10 protein-coding genes are annotated in these 9,820 nt (G+C 59.9%); 2 read left to right on the top strand and 8 right to left on the bottom strand.

Annotated features, from left to right (window positions below; translation table 11 throughout):
• Positions 1-154: 154 nt before the first annotated feature.
• The 3 genes from QRN31_RS09975 to QRN31_RS09965 all read right to left on the bottom strand — a co-directional run bounded on the left by QRN31_RS09975 (position 155) and on the right by QRN31_RS09965 (position 3,419).
• Positions 155-787 carry a LysE family transporter gene (locus tag QRN31_RS09975; RefSeq protein WP_285431755.1) on the bottom strand — a complete coding sequence of 211 codons (633 nt, stop codon included), beginning with the start codon at positions 785-787 and terminating at the stop codon, positions 155-157.
• A gap of 140 nt (positions 788-927) precedes the next feature.
• Complete coding sequence (locus QRN31_RS09970) at positions 928-1,509, bottom strand: mechanosensitive ion channel family protein (RefSeq protein WP_285431754.1); 582 nt, start codon at positions 1,507-1,509, stop codon at positions 928-930.
• Positions 1,509-3,419 (bottom strand): ATP-binding cassette domain-containing protein, encoded by a 1,911-nt coding sequence (locus QRN31_RS09965; protein ID WP_285431752.1) that lies wholly within the window; start codon positions 3,417-3,419, stop codon positions 1,509-1,511. Before QRN31_RS09965 ends, QRN31_RS09970 begins: the two co-directional genes overlap by 1 nt.
• A 50-nt stretch (positions 3,420-3,469) precedes the next feature.
• On the opposite strand from QRN31_RS09965, the gene QRN31_RS09960 reads away from it, so the two are divergent.
• Positions 3,470-3,934 carry a TIGR02444 family protein gene (locus QRN31_RS09960; protein WP_285431750.1) on the top strand — a complete coding sequence of 155 codons (465 nt, stop codon included), beginning with the start codon at positions 3,470-3,472 and terminating at the stop codon, positions 3,932-3,934.
• On the opposite strand, the gene QRN31_RS09955 is transcribed toward QRN31_RS09960, so the two are convergent.
• Positions 3,931-5,043, bottom strand: a complete 1,113-nt coding sequence (locus QRN31_RS09955; RefSeq protein ID WP_285431749.1) for an AlgP family protein — start codon at positions 5,041-5,043, stop codon at positions 3,931-3,933. The genes QRN31_RS09960 and QRN31_RS09955 overlap by 4 nt on opposite strands.
• Positions 5,044-5,235: 192 nt before the next feature.
• On the opposite strand from QRN31_RS09955, the gene QRN31_RS09950 reads away from it, so the two are divergent.
• The gene (locus tag QRN31_RS09950; RefSeq protein WP_285431747.1) at positions 5,236-5,901 is read left to right on the top strand and encodes an FKBP-type peptidyl-prolyl cis-trans isomerase; all 666 of its coding nucleotides are present in this window, start codon (positions 5,236-5,238) and stop codon (positions 5,899-5,901) included.
• Positions 5,902-5,978: 77 nt separating this feature from the next.
• Here the strand turns inward: QRN31_RS09950 and QRN31_RS09945 are convergent, their stop codons facing one another.
• From QRN31_RS09945 to QRN31_RS09930, 4 genes are all read right to left on the bottom strand, one after another.
• A complete protein-coding gene (locus QRN31_RS09945; protein WP_064680385.1) occupies positions 5,979-6,437 on the bottom strand; it encodes an Rsd/AlgQ family anti-sigma factor in 459 nt (152 codons plus the stop codon).
• 176 nt (positions 6,438-6,613) lie between these two features.
• Positions 6,614-7,162: a disulfide bond formation protein B gene (locus tag QRN31_RS09940; RefSeq protein WP_285431746.1), complete on the bottom strand. Its 549-nt coding sequence runs from the start codon at positions 7,160-7,162 to the stop codon at positions 6,614-6,616.
• A gap of 263 nt (positions 7,163-7,425) precedes the next feature.
• The gene (locus tag QRN31_RS09935) at positions 7,426-8,664 is read right to left on the bottom strand and encodes a heme biosynthesis protein HemY (protein ID WP_285431744.1); all 1,239 of its coding nucleotides are present in this window, start codon (positions 8,662-8,664) and stop codon (positions 7,426-7,428) included.
• Positions 8,661-9,815, bottom strand: coding sequence for a uroporphyrinogen-III C-methyltransferase (locus QRN31_RS09930; RefSeq protein ID WP_285431742.1), 1,155 nt, complete (start codon positions 9,813-9,815; stop codon positions 8,661-8,663). The genes QRN31_RS09935 and QRN31_RS09930 overlap by 4 nt, the downstream gene beginning before the upstream one ends.
• Positions 9,816-9,820: the final 5 nt, after the last annotated feature.

Genomic DNA, 9,820 nt, shown 5'->3' with positions numbered 1-9,820 from the left:
AAAAGTCAGCGTGTAATCGCGCTGACTGCGTTTTGCGCCCGTATCCATTGCACCCCCCTGATCAGAAGCCAGAAGGTGTAAACCTTATTCAGGACGAGACACCTGAAACGAAAAAGGCGACCTCGAGGGTCGCCTTTTTTTGTACCTGAGCCTTTTAGAGTGCCGCTTTGCGCAGGGTCGCCATAAACGCCGCCGCACCGATAAACAGCCCGGCAAACGTGCGGTTCATGCGTTTTTGCTGTTTGGGCGTGCGCAACAGACGCAGCACCTTCGACGCCAATCCGGTGTAACCGGCCATGACGATCAGGTCAACGCAGACCATGGTCACGCCAATGATCAGGTACTGAGCCAGTAGCGGCGCATGCGGATCAATGAATTGCGGCAACACCGCCAGCATGAACACCAGCGCCTTGGGGTTGCTGATGTTGACCAGGAAGCCCCGGAACACCAACGCCATCGGCTTGCCAATCTGGCGCACGGCTGCGTCGTCGCTCATGTCGCTGGGCAGCGCGCGCCATTGCTTGACCGCGAGGTACACCAGGTACGCCACGCCGAACCATTTGATCGCATAAAAAGCTGAAGCAGACGCCGTGAGAATCGCGCCAACACCGGCGCCAACAATCGCGATCTGTACCGCCAGACCCAATTGCAGGCCCAGCGCATTCCAGTAACCACGCCAGAAACCGTATTGCAGACCGCTGGACATCGACGCAATGGCGCCGGCACCGGGAGACAAACTGATCACCCAACAGGCGGCAAAAAATGCCAGCCATGTTTGAAGCTCCATCGCACACCTCGACTCAGACTCGTATCAGACGTCTAAGCTAATGCGGCTTTGGGCCGATGACCACCGATTTTTTGCAGGATGTTGCTGCTACCGACCAGCGTTTACGGCATCAGGCTCGCGAAAGCGGTCTATCGGAAGATTTACTTCTCAAACCCGCTCGAAGGAATCACGTCACTGCCGCGCCAGCGTCGTACCGAGCGCTGGAAGAACAGGCTGTTGGGCACTTGCACCATGGCGCTACCAGTGCCGAGCTCTTGCGCTTCGATCAGTGTGGTGTAAAGCAGATTGATCGCCACCACCCGACCTTTGACGCCAGGCTTGTCGGTGGTGTCCACCAGTTCGACCACATCGCCGAGGCGGAACGGGCCGACGGTGAAGATCAAAACGGCGCACAGCAGATTGGAGAGCACGCTCCACATGGCGAAGAATGCCACCGCCGCGACGGCCACAAACCCGGACAACGCCGTCCAGAGCACTGTCGCCGAGACGCCAAGGCGTTCCAGCACGAAAATCAGCGCGCTGCCCATGATCAGCCAGCGCAACCCACCGCGCAGCGGCATGAGCAACTGCGGCGGAAACGGGTAACGATCACCCAGGCGGGTCAGGCATTTAGCGACGAAGCGCTGGGCGAAGTAGCCGGCCAGCAGGATCAACAGGATTTGCGCAACGAGCCAGATCGGCTCGATCCACACCGCTGGCAGCGGCAGCTTGAAGGCGTCCATCAGGACAGCGCCTCCAGCTCCGCCTGCATGCTTTCCAGCAGTTCCAGGGCTTCCATCCAGGCTTCTTCCAGCTCGGCTTCACGCACTTTCAGCTTGGCCTGTTCGGCCAGCAGGTCACGTAAATCGTTCTTGCGCGCCGGTTCGTAAATGTCGCTGTCGCCAAGACTTGTGTCGATCTTCGCCAGCTTCTCGTGCAGCTTGCCCAGCTCGGCTTCAAGCTTGTCAGCTTCGCGCTTGTGCGGCGCCAGTTGCTGACGCAACGCAGCAGCGGCCTGACGCTGGGCTTTCTTGTCGGTCTTGTCCGGATTGACCGGGGTGTTGCTGACCGGGGCATTGCGCTGACGATACTCGACCAGCCAACGGGCGTAGTCTTCCAGGTCACCGTCGAACTCCTCGACCTTGCCGTCGGCCACCAGGTAGAAATTGTCAGTGGTGCTTTTGAGCAGATGGCGATCGTGGGAGACCACCAATACCGCGCCACTGAATTCCTGCAGGGCCATGGTCAGCGCCAGGCGCATTTCCAGGTCCAGGTGGTTGGTCGGTTCGTCGAGCAGCAACAGGTTCGGCCGATCCCAGGCAATCAAGGCCAGGGCCAGACGGGCCTTTTCACCCCCGGAGAAATTCAGCACCGGTTCATCGATACGCGCGCCACGGAAGTCGAAACCACCGAGGAAGTCGCGCAAGGTCTGCTCGCGTTCGGTCGGAGCCAGGCGCTGCAAGTGCAGCAACGGGCTGGCTTTGGAATCCAGAGAGTCCAGCTGATGCTGGGCAAAGTAGCCCACGACGGTGTTCTCACCACGCGTCAGGCGACCGGCCAACGGCTCGAGTTCACCGGCGAGGTTTTTGATCAGGGTCGATTTACCGGCGCCGTTTGGCCCGAGCAAACCGATCCGCGCGCCCGGAGTCAGTTGCAGCTTGACCTTCTCCAGCACCGCTTTGTCGCCGTAACCCAGACGAGCGTCCGACAAATCGATCAATGGGCTGGAGATTTTCTGCGATTCGCGGAAGACGAAGTCGAACGGCGAATCGACGTGGGCGGCAGACAGTTCTTCCATCCGCTCCAGCGCCTTGATCCGGCTCTGCGCCTGACGGGCCTTGGTGGCCTGGGCCTTGAAGCGGGCGATGTAGCTTTCCATGTGCGCACGTTGCGCCTGTTGCTTCTCGTAGGCCTGCTGTTGCTGCGCCAGACGTTCGGCACGGGCGCGTTCAAAGGCGCTGTAACCACCGCGATACAGGGTGATCTTGCGCTGATCGACATGGGCGACGTGATCGACCACGGCATCGAGGAAATCCCGGTCGTGGGAAATCAGCAGCAAGGTGCCGGGGTAGCTTTTGAGCCACTCTTCGAGCCAGATGATAGCGTCGAGGTCCAAGTGGTTGGTCGGTTCGTCGAGCAGGAGCAAGTCCGATGGGCACATCAAAGCCTGCGCCAGGTTCAGACGCATCCTCCAGCCACCAGAGAAATCTCCTACCGGGCGATCCATCTGCTCGTTGGTGAACCCGAGGCCGGCCAGCAGTTTGCGGGCACGGGCGTCGGCGGTGTAACCGTCGGCGCTGTCGAGTTCCGAGTGCAGGCGGGCCTGAGCCGCGCCGTCATGCGCCGCTTCGGCCGCAGCGAGGTCACGTTGCACCTCACGCAGGCGCAGGTCGCCATCGAGCACGTAGTCGACCGCCAGGCGTTCGAGCGTCTCGATTTCCTGGCGCATGTGGGCGATGCGCCAGTCGGCCGGCAGGAAGCAGTCACCCGAGTCCGGGTGCAGTTCGCCCCGGATCAAGGCGAACAGGCTCGATTTGCCGGCGCCGTTGGCACCGATGAGGCCGGCTTTGTGGCCGGCGTGCAGGGTCAGCTCAGCGTCTTCTAGCAGACGTTGAGGGCCACGCTGTAAAGTCAGGTTCTGAAGTCGAATCATAATGGCGGCGGAGTCTACCAGCTTCGCTCGCAACTGGCGCGAGTAGCACTATGTCCTCTGACCTGTGGAGCTTTTCCCTGACCGCCTACGCCCGTCCTGGGGTTGAACGTTCGTGCCTGCGCTTGCAGTCGGCGGGGGTGAACGTGTGCCTGCTGCTGTGCGGGTTGTGGCTGGAAGAACGTGGCGTGACCTGTAACGAACAACGTTTGCAGCAGCTTCGCGACGTAGCCGGGCTTTGGGACGCGGATGTCGTGCAACCGTTGCGCGCTTTACGCCAGCAATGGAAAGCCGCCGCGAGCGAGGACGCCGGGTTGGATGGTTTACGCGAAAAAGTGAAGTCACTTGAGATGGAAGCCGAACGGCATTTGTTGTCGCGACTGGAGCGTTTGGCGCAGCGTTGGCCGCAGTATGAGGCGACCGATCTAACGGCCTGGCTGGAAGGTGTAGCGGCAGGCGCCGCACACCTGGACCGCGACGCGCTGCATCAGCTGCGCGTCGCGGTAACCGGCACTTAGGAAGCGCTGGTTGGGGTGGTGCTGGTGCTCGACGGTGCAGCTGGCATTGGCGCAGGCGCAGTTGTCGAGGTTGTGGCTGGCGCCGGAGCAGCCGATGCAGCAGGTGCCGAAGCCGAAGTCGCTGGCTTTGCAACTGGCGCAGTGGCTGGCTTGGCAGTAGCAACCGGTTTTTTCACGGCTGGTTTGGCAGCAGGTTTTGCAGCTGGCTTCGCAGCGGCGGGTTTGGCTGCAGCAGGTTTTGCGGCGGCTGGTTTTACCGCAGCTTTTGCAGCCGGTTTGGCTGCAGCGGTTTTTACCGCGGCTGGCTTGGCAGCAGGTTTGGCAGCGGCGGTTCTTGCAGCCGGTTTGGCAACTGCAGTTTTAGCAGCTGGTTTTGCAGCGGCAGTTTTAGCAGCTGGCTTGGCAGCAGCAGTTTTAGCGGCTGGCTTTGCGGCCGATTTAGCAGCTGGTTTTGCCGCTGCGGTTTTCGCCACAGCCGGTTTGGCAGCAGCGGTTTTTGCAGCAGGTTTAGCGGCAGCTGTTTTCGCAGCAACTGGCTTGGCAGCAGGTTTGGCAGCGGCAGTTCTTGCAGCTGGTTTTGCAGCGGCAGTTTTAGCAGCTGGCTTGGCTGCAGCTTTCACCGGTGCCTTGGCAGCAGGCTTGGCCGGTGCTTTTACAGCAGCCGGTTTGGCAGCAGCTTTCTTGGCAGGTGCCGCAGCAGGCTTGGCCGAACGCAGGGACAACGCCTTGCCGACAGCCTCTTGTACACGACCGACGCCCTGGGCCAGTTTCAGGCTTTCTTGAGCATCGCGCTTGAGTTGCAGAATGTAGCTGCGCGTTTCGGATTGACGATCCTTGAGGGCATCGAGCAAGTCCTCAAGTTCTTTCACCGCATCCTTGGCTTTGGTTTGCGCCTTGGCTTTTCCAGCTGCTGCGGCGTCCTGCAATTTGGTACGGGACTTGTGCAATTTCTCCTGCGCTTTTCCGCGCTGTTTTTCCAGTTTGGCGAGCAGTTTTTCAGCATCAGCCAAGGCTTGCGAACAAGCGGTTTCCAAATGCTCGAGCAGACTGCCCGAGAGTTGTTGGAGTAAGTGCAACGGGGTATTTACTGGCTTCTTGGTGGCCGACATGGTTTACCTCCTGGCTGACGTGGGTGCGGGTCATACTAGACCTCTGTAGACACCGCCGCTAGGGCATGTTGACAGTATCGAAAGCGCTGCGTTGCAACGGATCGAAAATCTTCTGCACTTGCGCAAAACCAGTTCACCTTCGAGCGCTTTCACACTGGCATAATCCACCGCATCTCAGGTCGGAGAGTGCCCATGTCGCGCTACCTTTTTTTATCGCTGTGCGTGTTTTTTTCCGTTGCCCAGGCCGCTGAAAAAACCACTGCAAATGACGCTCACGATCTCGCTTACAGCCTGGGTGCGAGCCTGGGCGAACGCTTGCGCCAAGAGGTACCGGACCTGCAAATCCAGGCACTGCTCGACGGCTTGCAGCAAGCTTACCAAGGCAAACCGCTGGCGTTGAAAGACGAGCAGATCGAACAGATTCTTGCCCAGCATGAAGCGCAAGTCGCCGAGCAGTCCTCCGTCCCCCAAAGTGAAGTTGCGCTTGAAAAAGAGCAGCATTTTCTCGCTGAGGAAAAAGCCAGGCAGGGTGTTCGCGAACTCGCGGATGGAATTTTACTGACGGAGTTGGCGCCGGGCACTGGAGCGAAGGCTGGCCCAAATGGCAAGGTCGAAGTGGTGTACATCGGGCGCCTTCCGGACGGCACCGTGTTCGACCAGAACAGCAAGCCGCAATGGTTCAGTCTCGACAGCGTAATCAGCGGCTGGCGCAGCGCCTTGCAAAACATGCCGGTCGGCGCGAAATGGCGACTGGTGATTCCATCGTCTCAAGCCTACGGCGCAGAAGGTGCCGGCGACCTGATCGCGCCGTTCACGCCGCTGGTGTTTGAAGTCGAATTGCGCGGCGTCACGAGCTGATAGCCAGAAACGAAAACGGCGCGCATGGCGCACCGTTTTCAGCTTCCCTTTGGGAGGGAGGATCTTGCAGGGAAGACTCAGGCCTGAACCGAGTCCTCTTCCTTGTGAGCGGTGTGCAGCACTTCGATCAGACAATCTTCCAGCTCGAAGCGCTCGTGTAACAACCCGCCCAGCTCCTTGAATTTCTCCGCGACACATTTGCCTGCATCACACAGGTCGTTGAACGCGAGCAGCTTCTCGGTGATGACGTCGATGCGCGGGTAGATGGTCTCGGCGAGTTCCAGACCACGCTTGTCGTTGAAGGCTTTGGCCTCCCCGGTCAGCTGTTCGTAGATCTCGAAATGCCCGGCAGACACGTAGTCAACCAGCACTCCACAGAATTCCTGCAAAGGCTTTCGATTTTCGCCCAAAGCCTCTGGCTTGGCACCGAGAGCATCGTAGGCTCGAACCAGTTCGTGACGCTCCTGCAACCAGCGATCGATCAGCAGATGCACTCCACCCCAACGTTCCTGAGCATTCTGACAACTTTCGAGCATGGTGATCTCTCTTCCCTTGTGGGTCATGCTGCCCTACACCTGTCGCAGACTTGAAATCAAGAAACGACCAGGCAGAGCGTCATCGAGCAACATAATTCCAATGACACGTGCGGGCCAGATTATGCCCGCGCGACAATGGCTTCAAGGTACGCAGGAGATAAAGTTCATACAAGTGTTTAATCTCCCGCCGGCGCCCGGTGCGACGACGTGCCGCTGAGCGGTCGTTTGCAGGCAAGCCAGACAATGCGCAGCAGCTGATAGATCCCCAGGATCGTCATCGCCATGAACAGCAGCAGACTCCATTCCGGGAGACTCAAATCGAATAGCGTCCAGGAGATTTCTGCGCAATCCGCGTCTCCGCTGAACATTTTCGTCACTCGACACAACCACGGCACGTCCTCATACAGCGCCCCGGAATTGGCCGAACAAGCCGAGAGCTGCAACGGATCGCTCTGTAGCAAAACCTGTCGCCACGCGGTGATCGTACCCGCAAGGCTGCAGAACAGACCGAGCAGCCAATAGAGGAAGTTCCCGAAGCGGCCAGGGCCATGTACCGAAGCCACCAGGCAGACACCGGCGAACAAAGCCAGGCAAAGCCGCTGCAAAAGGCACAATCCGCAAGGCTTGAGACCGACCGCATATTCCAGGTAATAGGAAACACCCAAGGCCAGGGCACCTGCAATGAAAGCCATGAAAAACAAGGAGCGTGAGCAGGCCAAAAACATGGCTTATCCGTAACAGTAGAGACAGGCTGTTACGGTAGAGGAAAGCGCGCCAGCCTTTCAAGGCAGGCCAGCACGGACACTTCACCAAAAGTGTAGGGAATTCCCGACAGGAGCTAGAGGACTTGGTGTAGTCCCGTGTAGGACGATGCCTATCAGGGACTACAACGCCTAACATCCAACCCATTTTGGGCGAGAGAATAGCGCCAAAATCAGCTTCGGCCCCCGTAGTAGCTGCGCAACGCTACAGCTGCGGAGGACCGGTTTCAGGCGTAGACAGGCGCCGGCAGCGGTGCTGCCAACAAGCGTTCATCCAGCAGTCCCAGACCTTCCTGAAACAACTGGTTGCTGCGTTCCGTGTCGCCCAGTTGCGCGAGCAACCGTGCCAGTTCGGCACACGCCTCGGGATTGCGCTGCACCCGCAAACTGCTTTCCAGATAGTCCCGCGCCTTACCCCACAGACTGCTTTGCAGACACAAGCGGCCCAGTGTCAGTAACAGGCTCGGGTCTGCGGGGTGATCCTTGAGCCAACCTTCGGCAGTGTGCAACTGACGCGCCGGATCGCTACCGCGAACCAGGCCGTAGAGACGCGCCAGATGACTGTTGTACTCACGCTTGAGGGCCGTGCGCAGAACCTCTTCAGCTTCGACTTGTGCACCCAATTGCCGCAACTGTTCGGCGTAGGCCAGGACCAGCTGTGGCTCTTGGCGCTGAGCGGAAGTGAGCTGCTGCCAGGCGCGGTTAAGCGATTGCAGTCCGACCGTGCCGTCCTCTTCCTGACGCGCCGCCAGCGTAAGGTTTTCGCCCCAGGCCCGGCGTTCCAGCTCGGTCAGTTCGGCGGGTGGCAATACTTTATCCTTACGCAGCTCCGGCAGCAGACGAATCACTGCCGACCAATCGCCGCGCTGCTGGTGCAGGCGCTGCAACTGGCGCAGGGTCTGGACGTTATGAGGATGGCGCTCGTGCATCGCTTGCAGCGTCGCCAGGGCGCCCTCGGTGTCACCCCGATCGGTCTGCAACTGGGCATGGCTCAACGCAATGGCCAGTTCAGCCTGGGGCTGACGCTCAAGGGCGCGTTCCAGCAAGTTGTCGCTTTCTTCGTAAAGGCCTTGTTCGTTGGCGGCACGCGCCGCACCGAGGTAGTAAAGCAGCGGTTGGCGCTCGGCTTCGGCGGCGCGATGCAGATGACGCTGCGCACTGGCCCAGCGTCCCTCGGCCAGGTCCAGTTGGCCGTGCTCGATCGCCACTTGCACCCGACGACTACGATTGCGCCGCGACCAGGGATTGACCACGCCACTGGAGGTCGCGACCAGCTCGATCACCGCCTTGATGCCCCAGAACACCAGCCAGAGCACCGCGACCAGCGCCAGGGTTGCCCACAGGCTCGCTTCATAGCGAAAGGTTTTGTAGGCGATCAACACGTAACCGGAATGCTCGGCGATCGCCAGGCCCAGCGCGGCGGCCGCCGCGATGACCAGAAACACGATCACATAGAGACGTTTCATGGCGTGGCCTCCGGCGCAGTGTTCGCAGCAGGTTTGGCCATTGGTTTGATCGAATCTTCGGCGTTCACATTACGGCGCTCCAGATAACCCTGAACCGTGCTCAACGTTGCGGTCAGGTCCGGTGTGATGACCGTCACCGGCTGCGTGCTCAACTCGGCCACCTGTTCAAGCATGACTTTGCTTTGCGGGTTGTCCGGGTTGAAATTGCCTTTCAATACGTCACGCGCCTCGGCCAGCGCCTGGGTATAAACAGCGGCCTGACCGTTGAGCGCGGCCCATTGCGCTTGTTCAAGTGTCAGGCTCAGGGCCAGACGTACCTGACTCAGACTCTGCCCAGCCAGCAACGGACGAACATTCTTGTCGGCATTGAAATCGATACGGATGTAGCGCGAAATCTGGTCCCACCACTGCGCCCAACGACTGGCGCCATCGCCATCGGCGGTCAGGCCCAACAGCGACTCACCGCGATCCTTGTACTCAGGCGCCAGTTCAGTGAGGTTAATGACCTGATCACGCAAAGCGCCCAGTCGCAAGAACAGTCCGGTGCGATCCGGTTGTTCGGTGCTGCGCAGAGCCACCAGGGTTTTGGCCACTTGCTCGCGAGCGGCAAAGGAACCCGGGTCGTTCTGTTCGCGAAGAATTTCATCGGCACCCTGCACCAGGGCCTGAGCGCTGCTGATGTCCTGCAACGCGGAAAGGCGCAGGCTGGCCAGACGCAACAAGTGCTCGGCTTCGGCCAGACGCCAATCCTTGCGACTGGCACCGAGGACGGTTTCCAGACGCTGGTTCAGGCGTTGCTGATCAGCTTGAAGCTGAATCACCAGACGGCTGCGAGCGTCCAGTTCCTCGGCCGCGGGCAGTTGCTCAAGGCGCGCGCTCAGTCGTTGTTCGTTAAGTTTCAGACTTTGCGCCTGATCGCTCAACGCCTGGACCTGGCTCAATTGCTGCTGGGTATTGGCTTGCAGGTGACGCACCTGCCAGACACCCCAACCGCCTACGGCAACACCGGCAGCGCCCAACAGCAGCGCGACGATTGCCAGCCCATTGCCCCGGCGCTGCACAGCAGCGGGTGGTGGTGTTTGAACCGGTGCATCAACCGGTGCATCGAGCACCGGCTGGACGTCATCTTTAGGCAAGGCTGTTTCGCTCACGTATC

It is taken from the genome of Pseudomonas sp. fls2-241-R2A-110 (assembly GCF_030209165.1).
Lineage (GTDB): Bacteria > Pseudomonadota > Gammaproteobacteria > Pseudomonadales > Pseudomonadaceae > Aquipseudomonas.
This window is presented reverse-complemented; position numbering and strand designations above follow the sequence as displayed.

Excerpts from the sequence above, each read along its gene's own strand:
- QRN31_RS09945 (WP_064680385.1), bottom strand. The coding sequence starts at position 6,437 with ATGCTCGAAAGTTGTCAGAATGCTCAGGAACGTTGGGGTGGAGTGCAT.
- QRN31_RS09955 (WP_285431749.1), bottom strand. The coding sequence starts at position 5,043 with ATGTCGGCCACCAAGAAGCCAGTAAATACCCCGTTGCACTTACTCCAA.
- QRN31_RS09965 (WP_285431752.1), bottom strand. The coding sequence starts at position 3,419 with ATGATTCGACTTCAGAACCTGACTTTACAGCGTGGCCCTCAACGTCTG.
- QRN31_RS09970 (WP_285431754.1), bottom strand. The coding sequence starts at position 1,509 with ATGGACGCCTTCAAGCTGCCGCTGCCAGCGGTGTGGATCGAGCCGATC.
- QRN31_RS09935 (WP_285431744.1), bottom strand. The coding sequence starts at position 8,664 with ATGAAACGTCTCTATGTGATCGTGTTTCTGGTCATCGCGGCGGCCGCC.
- QRN31_RS09975 (WP_285431755.1), bottom strand. The coding sequence starts at position 787 with ATGGAGCTTCAAACATGGCTGGCATTTTTTGCCGCCTGTTGGGTGATC.
- QRN31_RS09960 (WP_285431750.1), top strand. The coding sequence starts at position 3,470 with ATGTCCTCTGACCTGTGGAGCTTTTCCCTGACCGCCTACGCCCGTCCT.
- QRN31_RS09940 (WP_285431746.1), bottom strand. The coding sequence starts at position 7,162 with ATGTTTTTGGCCTGCTCACGCTCCTTGTTTTTCATGGCTTTCATTGCA.
- QRN31_RS09950 (WP_285431747.1), top strand. The coding sequence starts at position 5,236 with ATGTCGCGCTACCTTTTTTTATCGCTGTGCGTGTTTTTTTCCGTTGCC.